The 17,453-nt window shown below is 46.6% G+C and carries 17 protein-coding genes; 10 read left to right on the top strand and 7 right to left on the bottom strand.

Annotated elements, in window-relative coordinates; genetic code table 11:
* The first annotated feature begins 131 nt into the window (after window positions 1–131).
* Together RE469_01125 and RE469_01120 are read left to right on the top strand one after the other, a co-directional pair.
* Window positions 132–1,055, top strand: a complete 924-nt coding sequence (locus tag RE469_01125; GenBank protein WMT44818.1) for a LysR family transcriptional regulator — start codon at window positions 132–134, stop codon at window positions 1,053–1,055.
* Between the two features lie 259 nt (window positions 1,056–1,314).
* Window positions 1,315–2,688: an MFS transporter gene (locus RE469_01120; GenBank protein ID WMT44817.1), complete on the top strand. Its 1,374-nt coding sequence runs from the start codon at window positions 1,315–1,317 to the stop codon at window positions 2,686–2,688.
* 209 nt (window positions 2,689–2,897) lie between these two features.
* Here RE469_01120 and RE469_01115 read toward each other — a convergent pair whose 3' ends face one another.
* Window positions 2,898–4,211: an MmgE/PrpD family protein gene (locus RE469_01115; GenBank protein WMT44816.1), complete on the bottom strand. Its 1,314-nt coding sequence runs from the start codon at window positions 4,209–4,211 to the stop codon at window positions 2,898–2,900.
* 402 nt (window positions 4,212–4,613) lie between these two features.
* Between RE469_01115 and RE469_01110 the strand changes: the two genes are divergently transcribed.
* A complete protein-coding gene (locus RE469_01110; protein ID WMT44815.1) occupies window positions 4,614–5,681 on the top strand; it encodes an isocitrate/isopropylmalate dehydrogenase family protein in 1,068 nt (355 codons plus the stop codon).
* A 118-nt stretch (window positions 5,682–5,799) separates the two neighbouring features.
* On the opposite strand, the gene RE469_01105 is transcribed toward RE469_01110, so the two are convergent.
* Both RE469_01105 and RE469_01100 read right to left on the bottom strand, forming a co-directional pair.
* The gene (locus tag RE469_01105; protein ID WMT44814.1) at window positions 5,800–6,303 is read right to left on the bottom strand and encodes a DUF2250 domain-containing protein; all 504 of its coding nucleotides are present in this window, start codon (window positions 6,301–6,303) and stop codon (window positions 5,800–5,802) included.
* Window positions 6,304–6,390: 87 nt separating this feature from the next.
* Entirely contained in the window at window positions 6,391–6,792 is a 402-nt protein-coding gene (locus tag RE469_01100; protein ID WMT44813.1) for a DUF202 domain-containing protein, read from the bottom strand.
* Between the two features lie 136 nt (window positions 6,793–6,928).
* Between RE469_01100 and RE469_01095 the strand changes: the two genes are divergently transcribed.
* From RE469_01095 to RE469_01085, 3 genes are all read left to right on the top strand, one after another.
* Window positions 6,929–7,828, top strand: a complete 900-nt coding sequence (locus RE469_01095) for an ABC transporter ATP-binding protein (GenBank protein WMT44812.1) — start codon at window positions 6,929–6,931, stop codon at window positions 7,826–7,828.
* Window positions 7,821–8,564: an ABC transporter permease gene (locus tag RE469_01090; protein ID WMT44811.1), complete on the top strand. Its 744-nt coding sequence runs from the start codon at window positions 7,821–7,823 to the stop codon at window positions 8,562–8,564. Before RE469_01095 ends, RE469_01090 begins: the two co-directional genes overlap by 8 nt.
* 81 nt (window positions 8,565–8,645) lie before the next feature.
* The gene (locus tag RE469_01085) at window positions 8,646–9,206 is read left to right on the top strand and encodes a DUF1018 domain-containing protein (protein WMT44810.1); all 561 of its coding nucleotides are present in this window, start codon (window positions 8,646–8,648) and stop codon (window positions 9,204–9,206) included.
* A 9-nt stretch (window positions 9,207–9,215) separates the two neighbouring features.
* Here RE469_01085 and RE469_01080 read toward each other — a convergent pair whose 3' ends face one another.
* Complete coding sequence (locus RE469_01080) at window positions 9,216–12,539, bottom strand: thermopsin (protein ID WMT44809.1); 3,324 nt, start codon at window positions 12,537–12,539, stop codon at window positions 9,216–9,218.
* Window positions 12,540–12,675: 136 nt separating this feature from the next.
* Window positions 12,676–13,410, bottom strand: a complete 735-nt coding sequence (locus RE469_01075) for a HesA/MoeB/ThiF family protein (protein ID WMT44808.1) — start codon at window positions 13,408–13,410, stop codon at window positions 12,676–12,678.
* Between the two features lie 50 nt (window positions 13,411–13,460).
* Between RE469_01075 and RE469_01070 the strand changes: the two genes are divergently transcribed.
* From RE469_01070 to RE469_01055, 4 genes are all read left to right on the top strand, one after another.
* Window positions 13,461–14,483, top strand: a complete 1,023-nt coding sequence (locus RE469_01070; GenBank protein ID WMT44807.1) for an alcohol dehydrogenase catalytic domain-containing protein — start codon at window positions 13,461–13,463, stop codon at window positions 14,481–14,483.
* A 238-nt stretch (window positions 14,484–14,721) separates the two neighbouring features.
* On the top strand, window positions 14,722–15,327 hold the full coding sequence (locus RE469_01065) for an FMN-binding negative transcriptional regulator (protein ID WMT44806.1): 606 nt from the start codon (window positions 14,722–14,724) through the stop codon (window positions 15,325–15,327).
* Between the two features lie 129 nt (window positions 15,328–15,456).
* On the top strand, window positions 15,457–15,615 hold the full coding sequence (locus RE469_01060; protein ID WMT44805.1) for a hypothetical protein: 159 nt from the start codon (window positions 15,457–15,459) through the stop codon (window positions 15,613–15,615).
* Window positions 15,616–15,665: 50 nt separating this feature from the next.
* The gene (locus RE469_01055; GenBank protein WMT44804.1) at window positions 15,666–16,637 is read left to right on the top strand and encodes a hypothetical protein; all 972 of its coding nucleotides are present in this window, start codon (window positions 15,666–15,668) and stop codon (window positions 16,635–16,637) included.
* On the opposite strand, the gene RE469_01050 is transcribed toward RE469_01055, so the two are convergent.
* Both RE469_01050 and RE469_01045 read right to left on the bottom strand, forming a co-directional pair.
* Window positions 16,632–17,141, bottom strand: a complete 510-nt coding sequence (locus RE469_01050) for a winged helix-turn-helix transcriptional regulator (protein WMT44803.1) — start codon at window positions 17,139–17,141, stop codon at window positions 16,632–16,634. The genes RE469_01055 and RE469_01050 overlap by 6 nt on opposite strands.
* 3 nt (window positions 17,142–17,144) lie before the next feature.
* Window positions 17,145–17,414, bottom strand: coding sequence for a hypothetical protein (locus tag RE469_01045; protein ID WMT44802.1), 270 nt, complete (start codon window positions 17,412–17,414; stop codon window positions 17,145–17,147).
* Window positions 17,415–17,453: the final 39 nt, after the last annotated feature.

Genomic DNA, 17,453 nt, shown 5'->3' with positions numbered 1-17,453 from the left:
TTAACGTCAGTTTGCTATTCCAATCTTTCGGTCATCAGTATTCAAGTTGTGGAGTGAGCCTGAAAATTGAGTTTTCATTAAGCAAAATTAAAATCCTAATTGCCTTTTGAGGCATCTGGACGGCCCTATAAATGACAATAGACCTGGAACAGCTCAGAACATTCTGCGATCTCTACATCACGAAGAATTTCACAAAAACAGCTTCCAACCTCGGTATTACAGAATCTACAGTCAGCTACAGAATAAAGGAACTGGAAAAATTCTTCGGGCAGAAACTTTTCAACCGGCGGTCCAATAAAACCGTGGAAACTACTGAGTTCGGAAACTCATTCTTCGCGGAGGCCAAGGAAATAATTTCCATGATTGAGAAATACAGGGATGTGGGGGAAAAAGGAGAAATGATGGGGACCATAAAAGTGTCAGCAGGCGAAATAGGCGGTGTATTTCTCCTTCCCCCAATAATAAGAGCGTTCGAAACCAAGTTCAGGAAAGTCAGGGTAAAAATTGAGATAACAAATTCCCTCACTACCCTGAAAAAGCTCAGCGAAGCAGAATGCGATCTTGGAGTCACGGCAAGTATTGATTTTCAACCCAATCCGTATCTGCGGAATATCCAGGTCCACAAGCTTTTGAAACTCACCTACGGAGTCATAACGCCGGTCAATCACCCTCTTGCTGACAGGGAATCAATAAGCGTAACTGAACTCATAGGTCTCCCTTATATCTCCAGGGATCAGAGTTCAGGTTCTCACAGGGAAATTTTGAAAATTCTCTCGGAGAAAGGAATCAGGGAGAGTGACCTGAATGTTGTCTGGAGGTTTGACAATTCTTCTTCTGTGATAAATGCTGTTACCGAGGGTCTGGGACTTTCCATTGTAAGCAGAATTCAGGCATCGAAATATGTACAGGGGGGGCTCATCAAGTTCATTCCCATTGATACAAAGGTTGAATCTTACCTGAATATTCTGGATGTATGGAAGGGATCGAACCGTATAGTCAATGCTTTCATCAGTTTCATAGAGTATTATGTGGCAACTTCCACAATGCTGTTCTAGGACTGTAACAGCTTTACTATTCTGAATTACAGAAAATCAGTGAGTCACGAAGCAATAGTTCAAAACGTATTCGGAAAGCTTTGCTCTATCTTCTCCTGTAGTTTCTGAAATATTTTGTGCAGTTGAATTGAATGTTCCAATTATTTGACGCGAGTTTAAATTCAGGTATTGTCATTATTAGTATTATAATACGATGCAAAATTTCTATTGATATGTTAATTGCACAAAATTCTTATATTGATACATTATGGCTTTATTGATGGAAACTTCAGATAGCACAAAGAGAGTTGGTGTTGGAGCGAGACTGGACCGTCTGCCGAGCAGTAACCTGCAACGCCTGTTTATAAGTCAGCTTGGGATAGGCGTATGGTTCGATCTCTTTATTTTGTTTACCGGAGGTCCACTGGCCCTGCCCATTGCTAAAACATTAAATGTAAGCAGAGCCACCGCAACGTTCTATGTTGCTGCATTCCCATTCATCGGGGCCTTTCTGGGGTCTATTATTTATGGTATCCTGGGAGATCGTTATGGAAGGAGGATAACCTTTCTGACAAGTCTTCTGGGATTCGGTGTATTTTCTATTATCAGCGCTTTCTCAACGAACATTTACGAGCTGGGATTACTCCGGTTTATTTCCTATCTGAGCGTTGGTGGGGAAATTGCCATTGTTGATACGTACGTAAGTGAATTCATAACGAGGAAAGGCAGAGGAAACTGGCTCTCGTGGATGTACACCCTGGCATGGACATCCTCTCCTGTGGGGGCACTTCTGGTTTATCTGTTCGCACCTGTAAATTATGTACTTCCAGGTTGGAGATGGGTCCTGCTCATAAGCGGAATAGGCGGAATCGCAGCATGGCTTTACAGATTCAGGCTTTATGAGTCACCCAGGTGGCTGGAAAGTCACGGGAAGATCAAGGAAGCAGACGAAACCATGGACAAGATTGAGGAGAGAGTGATGAAAATGAACAAATTAACCACTCTTCCTTCCGCGGAATACGTGCCGTACACCACCAAGGAAGATAAAATACCTCTCAGCGATCTTTTCAAGGGAGAATACAAAGCAAGGACCGTAATGATCTGGATACTTCAGTTCCTTCAGGGAGGAATGAGCTTCATCATCGGAACACTTGCACCGCTTGTGCTGGTTGCGGCTGGCTTCACAATAATACACAGTCTTCTCTTCACAGTTGTCATAGACACCGGATACGTTCTTGGTTCACTGGCAGCATCATTTGTCCTGGACAGGTATGACAGGAAGGCTGAGATCATTGTGTTCGCACTGCTTCTTGGCCTGGATGGTTTTGCATTCTCTCTGATCCACATAGTGGGACTGATACTGTTCTTCGGAACGGCGTACACATTCCTGGATAACTTCTTCAACAATTCCTGGCATATCTACCAGGCGGAGATCTACCCCACAAGAGCCAGGACAACCGGAACAGGTGCAGCTTTCTCGCTCAGCAGAATAGGCACATTCATATTCCTCTCAACTTTTGTTGTTTTACTGGACGCCTACGGCGCGGTGCCAGTATTCTCAATAAACTTCATGTTTGGAATTATAATAGCTGCGGTTGTGTTCATTCTAGGGCCGAAGACAACAGGGAAGGTACTTGAACTAATATCCAAGTAATCCCATTTTTTTTATTTTTTTCTTAATTGAATTTTTCAGAGCCTGATAGAATTCGCTTCTTTTGCTGGTCCAACAAGAAAGAATGACTTCCATGAATCTCCCGCGTCTGTTGACGGGAAGTGGGTGGGTTAAAATGAGAGGAACCAGAGGTGCTTTAAAAAGATTTATGGTGGTTGTGGCTCCGGTGTGTAAAGAAGAGAGCCTAGTTTTCAGTCGAATAACTCCAGTATTTCAGTGAGGTCGCTTTTCTTCTGGAAATCATTCAGGTAGTTCCAGATTGTTGCAGCAGCATCTTTTCCCACAACCGGGTCAACCAGATGTGAGAACTTGAGATGGACATCGTTTTCATCCAGAAGCTTTGATGGGGTATCGGGACCACGATTCAGGTCAACGGTTTCAGTCCTTCCATTTTTGTATTTGATTTCTATTACTGTCTGACCTCTGTTTATGTTTTCCTCTGAATGCACTTTTATTTTCTTCCTTATTTCCAGGGTTGTTTGATCCTTCACAGCTTTATCTGAGAAATGTTCCGGATAGAGTGGGCCGTGAGCAAGGGCGGCGGCAATGGCATGTGTAACACTGAATTTGGATTCCAGGCCGGTCTTTGGTTCCATTATGCCGGTAAGTACCAGTACCACCGGGTTAACATGCACATCCACTCTTTCAACGTCGTCAAATGCGATGTTTTTCTCCCTCATCTTTATGGCCGCATCTATTCCCGGGTGCAAAACAACGCCACATGGATATGGCTTGAGGTAATTGTCAAGGACATGCCATTTTTTTCCAATGTCCATTGTAACAAGGTCAATTTCACTTGATCTGGATAGGGAAGCAGCAAATGTCCTGATGATATTCTTTGAAACAGTAACCCCATTTCTGGAGGCTATTGCACTTATTATTCCCTCCGCAGCTGATCTGCCAACCTGAAAGCTCTTGGTGACGGTTCCCCTGTTTGAAAGAAATCCGGTAGCCACAGTGAGTCCCTGGAGGAAAGACGATGAAATTTCATCCCTGCTGGAATGAAACATGATGGATGCAGCTGTCCCTGCTGCAGAGGTTCCGTAAAGGGAAGTGTTATGCCAGTCTGAGTACCTTTCATCCAACCCAACTCCGAGGGCAAGCCTTATTGCAACCTCCATTCCGATTGCTGAGGAGTAAATTACTTCTGAGCCTGATCCGGAATTTTCAATGCCAACTGCCAGAGCACTGGGTATAACCGGTGCGCTGGGGTGAACAATGGATCCCAGGTGGGTGTCATCAAAGTCCAGAAGGTGGGAAAGGCTTGAATTCGCCCATGCGGAACTTATCAAACCGGATTTTTTCCCGGAGCCATAGATGGGGTAGTTTCCCATTTGAATCTCCCGGCAGGAATCTATAATGTTTTTGGACTGCGGATAAGCATTGGCTCCAATGGTCACTGCAAAAAAATTCAAAACTGCCAGCCTTGTTCTTTCCTTTACATCCGCCGGAAGTGTGGAATAACTGTTACTTGATGCGAATTCACCGATATCATCAGATTGCATCCTTTAGAATATTGCTTCAATATTTAATTCTTATCCTGAAATTGAGCTAAAATTTAGATTACGAATTCCGGGTTTATATTTGCAATTCCCTCATTGTGATATTTTACTTTTTAAAACTCATCTTCTTCTATATGACAGTCAGGTATTGATATTCATAAGAGATCTGCATGAACCGCTTTGAGCCCAATATAAAAGGTTCAACGGCAATGCCAGCAATACGCGTTTCTCAATATTCCTGAGTATGTGGCAGCAACTGACTGGCTGACTGAAGCGGATACTTTATTGGATGTATATGTCTGAATCTCACATTCTTTCACAATGAAAGGCAAATGTGGAGATTCACTCGGACTTAAGTGCTTCCCAAGAAGTAAATGATAATAGCAGATCATGCATCAGCATCTCATGGATGTAATGGTGCTTGAAGGGGATGGCATTGGGCCGGAAATAATGTCAAGTTCCCTGAAGATAATGGATGTCCTGAGAGAAAATTATGATCTTAAGATAAATCCTATAAGGTATGACATTGGGGCAAAAACTGCCGATGAGGGAAAGTGGACCCTTGAAAAGATTCTGGAAGCGGCAGATCCTTACAAAGCCATCCTGAAGGCTCCGATGGGAGATCCAAAACTTGTGGGAGAATCGGGAACAGAGAAAGCGCTGGATATTATCCTGGGCCTGAGGTTCCATTTTGACCTTTACGCCAACGTACGGCCAGTAAGACTTCTACCGGGCATAGCATCCGTTCTGCGGGGCATCGATGACAAAAATTCAATCGATTACACAATCGTAAGGGAAAACAGTGAAGGCCTCTATTCCAGTCATTTTGGCGGAATGGTGCTGAGAGATTCGGTTGCCATTGACAACCAGATAGTTACTCGCGAAGGTACGGAGAGAATAGTGGACATGGCGTTCAATCTTGCAGAGAAAAGCAAGGGGGCTCTTTCAAGCGGAAAGAGATCAGTGACGTGCGTCGACAAGAGCAATGTGCTGAAATCTTTTGCATTCTTCCGGAAGGTTTTCGATGAGGTTGCTGAAAAACATCCTCATGTTGAGAGGCAATATATGTACGGAGACGCAATGACGCAGTACATGCTTCTGCATCCCAGAAACCTGAACGTTATTGTTACGGAAAACATGTTCGGGGACATATTATCAGATCTTGGAGCGTCAACGGTAGGAGGGCTCGGGTTTGCCTACAGTGCAAACCTATCAACGAAAAAAGGTATGTTTGAGCCAGTTCATGGCAGTGCTGTCGACATAGCCGGCAAAGGAATTGCGAATCCAATTGCAATGATACTCTCAATGGGCATGATGATTGACTGGCTGGGTTTCAGCAAGGAGAGGCTGGTGCTTGAAGAAGCAATGTTTTCAGCCATCAGGAAAGGCACAAAAACCCCGGATATGGGTGGAAGCGCGAAAACAGCGGCATTTACGGAACAAATAATTTCTGAGCTGTTGAACAGCTCCTGAGTTCCCCGGCAGGGAAGGCTTGTTTGGCATCATGGATCGGAAACAGTGATCTCCAATGACAGCTCTGTTGCAATCTCATAACGGAGATCCTGAGTCAGTCATGAATCTTGATGATCACTCAACATGATACTTTGTGCGTCCGCCTACCATGCTTGAGAACTTCGGTTCCAATGTCTGTTATGGTATCTTCCTTGTCAATGAGCCCATAACTCTTAAGGAGCAGGACAGCTTCTGGGCTTTCCTGAATCTTTTTCCTGCTGCACAGGACGCTGATGAACTCAGGGCCAATGAACTTTAGATAGTTTTCAGGGGTGGCTTTCTTCAGAAGAATATCGCCGCTCCTGTTGATCTGGAAATAAGTGTGATGCTTGTGTACTTCCGCACTTTTCTTCAGTTTTGCTGCCGTTCGCTTAATTGAAGTATTTTCATATGTATCAAGAAGTCCCAGTGACCTGAGCCGCAACAGGTACTCAGTCACCCTTATCTGCGGTATATCTGTGTACCTGGTGGTGTTCTTGGCATAATCGACCTTTGCAGTATGCATGTGCCTGAGCACCTTCAGCATTTCATGGGAGGAAAGAACCTCCTTCAGCACTTCATCTGAAATATTATCGCTCCCCACCTGCCAGTCACCACAGCAGCACCAATGTGATCATTTCTTAAATACTCGCACTACGTACCATTACGGTTTCCAGAGATGCAGGGGAGTTCAAAGCGTCAACAGCATGTAGGCTATGAGCAGTACGGCCACCAGAAGTATGATAATGCCTGCAGCAACCTCCAGGCCGGTTGAAGGGACAAAATTGCCCTCTTCGATGCTTTTCTTGTTCCTCACGAAACTTCTGAGGGCCATGATCTCCAGGAAACCGCCTGCTATGACAAGGACGATACCTATGGAAGACGACCTTCCGTATGAGGATGTTGGAGCATTTCTGTCAAGCTCCTTGATGATTATTCCAAATTTTGCCACCACAAATCCCAGTGCCATGACTGCGATGCCTGTCCTGAGCCATGCCAGGTAAGTGCGCTCGTTTGCCATGTGGTCAGTTATCTTTGTCTGATCGCTTCCGTCCTTCGTAAACGGATCATAACCCGGAATGTATTTAACCATGGCGCTGGCCATCTAGCCCCATTATTCTCATGGTGATATCCCGTTCATCGCTCCCTATCCTGGCACCGAATTTCCTGTATAATGTGAAGTTTTTTCAGGTTGGGATTGCTTTTATACGGTTTAAACATAACTGGAAGTGGACATACAGGTCACTGAACTGTCCAAGATCTATTCAGGCAATGTCAGTGCTCTTAATGGCGTAAGTTTTCACATCGACCACAATGGCATATTCGCTCTTATAGGAAAGAACGGTGCCGGAAAGACCACACTTGTGAGGATTCTATCAACACAGTTGATGCCCACTTCCGGAAAGGCCTTCATCAATGGAAATGATGTGGTGCAGGATGCACGCGAAGTGAGGGAGATCATAGCTGCTGTGCCACAGGAAGCAAGGGCGGTGCCATGGATGACTCCGGTGCAGACAATAACTTCATATCTCATGTGGCGCGGGTACACGCACTCTGAATCAAGAGCAATGGCAAGGGATGTCCTTCGCAGCCTTGGGCTGGAAGATCAGGAGAATGTTAAAAACAGGAGCCTTTCAGGAGGCCAGAAGAGAAAGGTTCTGGTTGCAACCGCACTTGCAAGTGAGGCAACAGTAATTTTCATGGATGAGCCAACAACAGGCCTGGACTTCATCTCAAGAAAGGAACTCTGGAATGTTCTTGCAGGAATGAAGAAGGACAGGCTCATAATACTGACCACACATTACCTTGAGGAGGCAGAGCAGCTGGGAGACCGAATCGGGATCATTGACCATGGAAGGATGGTTGGCCTTGGCACTCTGGATGACCTGCGTGGATTGACCAAATACCCCCTAAGTGTCAAGATTTTTGCAGGAAACCTGGAAATACCGCAGATCAAGGGTCAGGTAAGAAGGCTTGATGACGGGGAGATACAGGTCCTTACAACAGAAGACCAGGCATATGGCATAGTGACATCGCTTCTTGCCAGCCATATCAGGTTCAATGTGCAGGAAATCTCCCTAAACACCATATTCGAATCTCTTGTTCAGGGAGGTGTCAACGGTGAATAGGAATGTGGGGAGCCAGATATATGCATCAATCCTTGTAAATTCAATTTATGCCATGGTAAATTATCCTGTGACCCTGATAAACACCCTTCTGGCCCCCCTGTCAATACTGGCTGTGGTGACCTTTGCAAGCCATGGGACGCTCCTTCCGGTGGCTGCAGAGGGGGCGCTTATCATGAATATGGTATCAAGCGGGACTTCCATGCAGGGTGACCTGTCTCATCTGAAGAATGACATGAGGCTTCAGGACATGGTTGTGAGTTCGCCCACAGGACCCGGCATATACATAATGGGAATGGCCCTCTCTGAAATAGTATATTCCATACCCACACTGGCAATTCTTGTGGTGTTCAACATACTTTTCGTCCATCTCACAGCACTCGGGTCATTGATTCTTTTCCTGGATATGGCCACAATATTCACCTTCTCCGTATCGCTTGGATTCCTTCTCTCCACGCTGTCATCAGATATTGTGCAGAGCTGGGCGTTTTCAGGCATACTCTCGCCAATACTTACCACGATTCCTCCGGTATACTACCCAATATCCTATATTCCACTACCCTTCAGGTACCTTGCCTACATATCGCCCACAACTTATTCAGCGCAGATTGCCCAGAATGCGGCTCACTTCATTTCCATCTCACCTGAGGTTCAGGGAGTTTACTGGGCGGTTCTTATTTCCCTCACTATGGCACTGAGCTACATGGCATTGAAAAGATCAAGGTGGAGGGATGTTTGACGCACGAATGCACTGCTGCCTTAGCAGGGTTGGTCAAACATCTATCCTAACATTAATCAGTAACGTCATACTCATGCAATTATGCCATCCAGCTCACCTACCAGGAATCAGTTAAATTTCATAAGCAGGCTCATAGGAGAGAATCCTGACCGTAAAAAAGCCATGGAAAAATTCCTTTCCGAATCAGGAAAAAAGTCAACGGAAGAACTCAGTGTTCCCGAAGCCTCGAAGCTTATAGATGAGTTGCGAAAGATAGTTCCAAAGGGGGAAGAGGGCAAGGCAACGGGAAAACCCCTTGCAACCGGAAAGCAGATTGCCTTTCTCACGAACCTGCAGAACTCCGAACAGAGAATAGCCGCTGCCAGGGAATTCCTGAAGGCACATGGAAAAGATTCCCTGAATCTTCTGAACATGGATGAGGCATCAGAACTCATAGAAAAGCTCAAATCCATGGCGGTTGAAAAAGGTGCAGACAACTCAGGAATCCCAGTGAGCCAGAAGCAGATAAAGTACATAGAGAGTCTCCAGAAGTCAGAGGACAAGAAGGAGATTGCACGGTTATTCATGGTAAAACTGAAGAAGAAAACTTTGGATGAGCTGAACCGGAAAGAAGCCAGCCAGCTCATCGACCTGTTGAAGTGACGCACACCATCAGGTTCTGCGGCGCATCACTGCATAAACAGCCACGGATCCAATGGCGGCCCCCCCAATCAGTGACAGGGCAATATAAACAGCCTGGCCAGCTCCAGCCGATGTTTTCACAAATGTAACTGCCACAGTGCCATTGCCGTTATCTATGTACAGGTATCCAGACTGTACTGCCCGGTATCCGGCAACAGGAACTATTGAATAGGAATAATTGCCGTTCTCAAAGCCATATATTGCCATTGTGCTGTTTGTTGTTGAAAAGGTCTGCTGGCCTATCTGGATTTTCCACACTGTCCCGCCCGCCAGTCCGCTCTCTGAAAAGATTACGGTGAAATTGCCTGATATGCTGGCTGGAAGTCTGCTGTATGTGAGGGTAGCGGTTCCCGGGCTGTAAAGCGGACCAATATCGAGCGGTGAAGAATAATATCCTGAAACTGACTGGGGAATGATCTCATACTCCTGACTCGCAGGGAGGAACATGGAAATGTTGTCCGAGGCCAGCTCAAACCCTTCACCTGCGGCTGGAACGGAAAAGCCCCACTGAGTGCCGGCCGGGAGACCCCGCTCCGTAACAGTCAGATTCACGTACTCTTCATACCTGAGAGTGATGTTCATCACAGGTCCAAGAGCCTGGAAGGAACCGACGGTGAGAAGAAGCTTCCCCATGTAGGTTGACGGCAAAAATTCTACCTGAGGGCTAACAAGGGCAAATCCTGAAAGAAAATAGGTTCCATTGGGCAGGTACACTGTATAATGCTGTCCATAACTTATGTTGTAGATGGCATTGTTTAGGTCAAAATATGTCTCAGTGCTGGCTGGAAGCCCGGTGGCTGTAACGTTGGTGGCATAGGAAGGCAGGGTCAGAGGGTTATAACTGTAGCCATCATTCATGCTTCCATTGAAAATCCCCTGGCCGTTGAAAACAAAGCCGACCCCGGACCCGTTGTACGGCACAGTTCCATTTCCAAAGTAGTTGTAGAAGTAATTTCCACCCTGGTATGATGTGTTAAGGATGCTTCCGGAGAGGGTCACGCCGTTGAAGTGTGCAAGTTTGCTGGAACTTTCCCTTGTAATGTTGAATCTGTCGGTGTAAGTGGCATTCCCGCCATTGTAAATATTGGCTCCCCTTCCGCTTATGCTCACAAGTGGAATTGTGGACGTGAACTCATTGTTGTAAATTGTGTTCCCGGAGCTTTCAACCACCAAACCTATGGGAGCGTATCCGTAATAGTCACCCGCATAGACATAGGGGTAGTTTGAGAATGTGTTATTCCACACATAGTTATCAGATATGGTGGAGTTCTGGTTATAAATGAGGATACCTGATCCCTGGCTTTCCACACTGTTCCTTTCAATTAAGGAGTGAGTGGTGTTCCACAGCATAAGGGAAGCGACAGGCGGTACATTGTCCAGTGTGTAGTTGTTATACACTATGGTGCTGAACCATCCCGAGATAGTTGAATTTGAAATTGTTACATTTGATGCTGCATAGAACACCTCAGGGAGGAAATTCACCGTGGGCACATCAAATTCCTGTGTAATGGAAGCAAGGTCAGTGAGTGGTAGTGAAATCTCAAATGGCGAATTTCCCTGGGCAGTGCGGAATCCGTTGTAGAGGGTATAATTTGTCGTGTTGGTTTGGATGATGCCATAGAAGACCGGGTATAGATAATCATTCACCCTGCTGAAGACAGAACTGAGCTGTGCCTGAGCTGGGATGCCATTTGCTGCAAGTTCCAGTGGCCCAGGTATCTGGAATGGGCTCGAAGCAGTGCCATTGCCAGCATTACTGAGGTTTCTTAACTGTGCATTGCTGAATGAATACAGCGGTGTGTATACCCCTCTTGAGAAATTGACTCCCAGTGAGATGGTTCCAACGTTATGCGTATATCCGGACAAAAGTGTCATGTCATTCACGAAAGATGGATTATGGTAGCTCAGGAGGAATTCCATGGAATAATTTCCCGGAGAGATATGGTAATCGAAATTGCCGTATGTGCCAGCTGGAGCCCACTGTGCAGTGGCGTTGTTCATCACTCTGGAATCACTCACCATAACAAAGGCATTTGAAGGGCCAACCCTGCCCTGGATAGAAACCACACCTGGATTATTGGAAATGTTCCAGAGTCCTTCCACAAAAGACGGTCCCGTTGACAGGTATGCAGTGTGGTTGGAATAGTACATGCCTATGCCTGAGGATGTTTCACCAGTCTCGGAACCTGCGTTGTATGCTGATCCCACGGGGGTGTATCTCCCGGAACTGTTACGATAATCCAGGGACATGCTTCCGCTTATGTTGTAGAAGTCTGCCGTTGATCCGCCGCCCGGACCGCCAATTATGAACTCTGCATCCATTGGTATGAATCCTGTGCCTGTAAGGTGGCTTCCACTCACCTGAAAATCTGCTGAAGGAATGGGTCCGGAACCGGGAGAGGAGGAGTTGAACTGCACCTGGTCATAACTCCCGCTTTTGCTGATCAATGTCCCGTTCTCAAGCCTGCCGGAAATTGAGTAATTGAAGAAGACAGTGTTCCTGTTGCCAAGTGTGGTGGTATTGAGGTAAAGGCTCAGAGTGAATGGCGGTTTGATATGCAGTGTTGGTCCAATATCGTAATAGTAAACGCCTGGAACCACTGTGCCATTGTAGGAGTGGAACTCATTGCCATTTATCACTGCAGATGGTGATGAGAAGTTCCATATGTTATCAACAAAGGTCAGCTGGCCCGTCATGGATGAATAATCAACAACATTCTGGGTCCAGTACTGGTACCCTGTGACTCCAAACAGCGTAACGTTGTTGAGCACAGAGTTCAACTGTATGGAGAAGCTGTGTGGTGCATCAGATCCCATATAGAACTCCTGAACAGAAGAAAGATTTATTGTTCCCTGAAAGCTGGACGTGCTGTAGGTATACGGGACAAGGGTTCCTGACTGGTTCATCAGGCCATAGCTGGAAAGTCCCATTGGGGCCGGGGCTGACGTGTATGAAGGCAGTACATTCCCATTTTGAATTTCAGGACCCACTGCAAAGTTCGGAAGATATCTGGCATACGAGGGAACAGAAGAACTGTCAAGTCTCGAGTTTATTACGTTTCTAAGAGATGACCATCCTCCGGATGCATTCAGTCGCGGCTCTCCAAGAGAAGTGAGATTGTATTCAGGAGAAAGATTGTAAGATATTTCAGATACGTTTCCGGTACTGTTTACGGCATGTACGCCCGATGATGCTATCTGCCCTCCATGCTGTAATGCGACACCTCCAGAGGCCAGCATTGCGAACACAGCCACCATGGCAAACAACGTCCCTGTCTTAATGGAGAAATGCATAAGCGTAATAAGCACAATCAAATTATTAAATGATTATTGGTACAGTTGAACATCATGGATATGCCGGGGGTTCCAAACATTCCTTGGGAAGCGGTGCAGGCAATGGAAAAATTGTATGAACACTGGACAGTTTCATTCAGTGCCCGCCGCAAACAGGGCAAAGAGGATTCCTGGCAATTTTAACGGACTGGAACTCTGTATTCCAGGGATCAATGAAGAAAAGATCGCCAGTTACCTCCTTTCCCAAGATGATCTTCAAGGCCATTGTCCATCCCAGGGATGCTGCCATTATGGGGGCGGACGCGAGAACACCCATTGCTTCGCATGATGCCCCATCCCCCTGGCTGTCAGGTATGAAACAGTGCAGGCATGATGTGACATCCGGAATTATGGCTTTAACCTGGGACATTGTCCCCACAGATGCCACAAATACCCATGGTATCTTGAGTTCGTAACATACCCTGTCAATTATCCGCCTGGTGTTGAGATTGTCAGTCCCGTCTATTACAACGCTGCTTCCTCTGATTATTTCTTCTGCATTCTGGGCATTCAGGTTCTCGGACACTGCCCTGATGGTAACATCAGAATTGAATGCAGACAGGGCCTTGGCCGCGGTCTCGGCCTTGTTTTTTCCTGTATCGTTCTGTGTATAGAGTATCTGGCGGTGAAGATTGGTTACATCCACTGTATCGCCGTCAACTAGTTTTATGGACCCCACTCCTGCCCTTACCATAAGATCGGCTGCAGGGGATCCAGTTGCTCCAAGGCCTATTACTGTCACTGACGCAGACCTTAGCCTGGCAAAGCCATCCGGGCCTATCTCTCTCAGTGAGATTTCACGGGAATACTTCAAGCTAAAATTAAGCATCATACATGGTAATACCTGCAAGATCATTTATATTTCCTGAAAATACATAACACATGAAAGCAGCATTTCTTGAGGCACTCAAGCAGCCACTTGTCATTCATGACTATGAGTCCCCTGATCCCGTGGGGAACGAGGTTCTTCTGGAGCAGGAAATAACAGGCATATGTTACCGGGATGTACTGACCAGGGATGGCTTCATGCCCCGGGTCAGGCTACCAATCATTCCGGGGCATGAAATTTCTGGCCGAATAATCAAGGCCGGACCGGATGTGAAAGACTTCCGGGTTGGCGACAGGGTTGCAAGCCTCATTTACACCCCATGCGGGAAATGTGAATTCTGCCTGAGGGGGGACGAGAATCTATGCCCCAACAAGATCACATTTGGAGAAGCCGTGAACGGCGGATATACAAAGTATGTCATAGCCCATGAGAACTCACTTGTAAAGGTCCCTGATAATGTCAGACTGGAGGATGCATCTCTGGCAGCGTGTGTAACAGGAATGGTTTACAACGCACTGGCCAGGGTTGGGCAGCTCCAGGAGGGACAGCGGGTTCTCATATCCGGTGCAGGCGGAGGTGTGGGTGTCCATGCAGTGGAGATGGCCAAGGCTCTTGGAGCATATGTCATTGCCGAAACATCATCACAGTGGAAGATAGAACCGCTGTACAGGGCAGGGGCTGATCTTGTGGTGAGTGGCAATAATTTCGACAGGGAGATCAAGGAAAAGACCGGTGATGGTGTGCACCTTGCACTTGAGAGTGTGGGCCTCCCAACCTTCGAGAAGAGCCTCAGAAGCCTCAGGACAGGTGGCAGGCTTGTTGTGATTGGCAACGTTGATCCATCCCCCGTGGGCCTTCCACTTGGCCTCATAATTCTGAAGGGAAACTCCATTCATGGAAGCATAAGTTCTACTAGAAATGACATGCGCAAGGTGCTGGACATGACGTCCCGGGGAAAACTGCATGCCGTGGTGCACGAAAAGATCAGGCTGGATGATATCAACAGCGCATACGACGAAATGAAGCAGAAAAAGTCCATGGGCCGGATCATGATTGATCTAAACGCTGACCCTTAATTTGCATAGGTTGCGATGCCGATTCAGTCCCATTCAGCCTCGTGAATTGAAGACCTTCAACAGTGGCTGGCACAAATACTGGAGCATAAGCAGGAATACCAGTTCAAGGTTAAACCATCCGCGCAGGTTGCAAATGAAGCTGCAAATTCACACCTCTGTTCCATATGTGCAGGAACTGAGGGATCCAGACCCTCACAGAGTATGCAAAAATATGATATGATAGATGGCATGCTTCACTGTGTACATACCACCTGAATTTGCAATCAATGACCAGAGTGAGATGATAGAATTTATCCGGAAATACAGTTTTGGCATAATGATCACGTACAGTGAAGGGTTCAGGACCTCGCACATCCCCTTCATCATTACCGCCAATGATCCGCTGGTGCTCTGGGGGCATCTGGCCACAGGCAACCAGCAGCTGAGGGGCATTGGGGACTCCCGTACGCTCGTTATTTTCAGTGGTCCCCATTCCTATATATCGCCATCGTGGTATGCCGTTCCTGGGCAGGTGCCCACCTGGGATTACGTTACTGTTCATGCGGAGGGAACTGTAAGGTTGTCCAGTCGTGAGGAAACCACTAAAATGCTGGAGAAAATGGTGGATTTTTATGAATCAGGTTCTACCCTTGCCGGAAAACTCAGGGAAAAACCCTATCAGGACATGATGTCAGGCATAGTGGGATTCAAGATCCATGTGGACAGAATATGGGGCAAAGCCAAACTTAGCCAGAACCACACTGTGGAGGACCGCATGGGTGTCATTGATCACCTGTCCCGCTCCAGCAATCAGGATGAGGTTGAGATTGCAAAACTCATTGGAAAGACCATTAAGAATCATTAGCTGACCAACTCTGACCTGGCTATTGTTTGACTGAGTTCCCTGGCTTCTGCCGTACCTGTAGCAGCCGGGATTGGCAGAGCACCTGAAAATTTTATTAGGGAAGGAACATTCCCGAATCAGGTGTATTTTATGCAGGAGCTTATTTGCAACATAGAATTTGATAAGGAAGATGATGAATTTGTCGCCAAACTCAGGACCGAGATGGGAGGGCTCAGGGAGTACAACGGAGTCACATTCGAGGAGGTTCTGAACATGGTGATGATCGAACTGCAGGAAGAATTCTCCTGATGTGCAGTTTGTACCATAAATTATTATTTAATGTGAATCATTAAGATTTGTTGAAGAAATATCTCATAATTGCTGTGGCATTGCTTGTTCTTGTTTTGCCTGCTGTTTCTATGGGCGCTCCTGCCGGATCACAGCAGCCGTACATGAAAATAGACAGGTGGCCCGGAGTAGAGATTAATTTGACAAATTCCAGCTTCAACCTCACCTTTGCTGCCATGATCCTTCACCAGGGAAGATTCAATTACGTGGCAAGATTTCCAGCACAGCAGTGGGCGGTTTCCAGACTCAATTCCACAACGGTTGAATATGGTGCTGAACTCAATTTCAGGCCATTTTTCCAGCCCATGTGGAATTTTCCACAAACAGCTACAAATCACACTGACCAGATGAATGACACTATGATGGATGATTTCGGATTTCACGGAGTTCCAAGTTCAGATATTACTGCGCACAGCAATATAACACTTCAGAAAGTCTCCACCATCATAACTGAAGCCAACGGCACTGCTTATAACTCAACAGGATTGAAAATAATCATAGGCATGACGTCAGGTGACATATCCGGCTCCGGCTATGTTATGCTTGTGCAGTTCCTTGGTGCAAGATCCGGGGAGAGGCAGGATTTCTATCATCCGTTCAGCAGCTTTGGCCGGAACATGATGTTTAAGAATCCGGAAGGGGTGGAGGCGGAAGAGCACAATATTTCCGCCTACTACATATGGAACAATTCATACCAGGTAAATGGAGTGGAGCATCAGATGCAGAATTACACCTACACGTCAGGAGGGCTGACACTGCTGGAATTCCGCTACAACTTCACGGACGGGCTGAAATCCCTCTTCCAGGATCCGTATTTCAGCGTACCTGCATTCAACGTGTTTAACAGCAGGTTCCTGGACAATGGCATAAGGACTGCAGCAGACTTCCTCATTGAACACGCTGAACTTTTCAGTGCCGGAATTGCCACAGGAATGGTCCTTGTTGGCATTCCATATGGCCTGCACAGACGCAGGCAGCTATGATCTGTCCAGCATGGAGATTATGTTTTCCGTCAGTGTATCCAGGAAACTCTCCCTGAATTTTCTCAGCGTTTCAGTGACCATTCCAGGATCATTCAGGCGGTAGGCAAAGGATTCAGTGTCACTTTCCATGAGTATGCCTTCCTGCAGCATTTCATTGATTATGTCCATTTTCTTTTTCTGCAGCGATTTCCTTCCCCTGGCCACAAATTTGCTGTCTATGCCGCCCCTTTGCAGAGCAGTATAAATTAATTCTCTGCTGACCGGATTCCGGAGATAATAGATGATCTTTCTCTGCTTGAGCCCCGTGCCCTCAGAGGTAAAATACCTCTTAACCTTGCCATCGATCCTGTAGTGGATGCGTTCAGACCTCTCCAGCTGGTAAAGATGATATTCAACCTGCCCGATTGCGGCTCCAGACTTCCTCTGAATTTCCCTGAAGTGTATTCCGGGATTGGTCTGAATGATCTGGAGGATGGCTTCCCTCAGGGGCGGGTCTCCCGGCAAGTTCTAACTACCCCTCACTGTTCCGAAGTAGAAGATCAGGAGAACAGCCACATCTGTAAGCAGGAATACGTCAACAAAGGATACCGGTATCTGGAAGTATACAAGCCCGGAGATGGTGTATAGAGTTGAATCAACCAGAAAAAGGGCAAATACCGCCACAAGGTAAGCGAAAATCCTGATTCTGCTTCTTCTGTATGCCCTGACACCAACTATCAATATGAACAAGGCAAGCACTGTGGCGAGCCCGGACAGATAGTATGACAGATCAAGCATCGTGAAGGCTAACTGTCAGGACTTAATAAATATTCCAGC

This window comes from Cuniculiplasma divulgatum, from assembly GCA_031200235.1.
Taxonomy (GTDB): Archaea; Thermoplasmatota; Thermoplasmata; order Thermoplasmatales; family Thermoplasmataceae; genus UBA509.
Note: the sequence above shows the minus strand (reverse complement) of the source record. Positions and strands in the feature narration are given on the sequence as shown.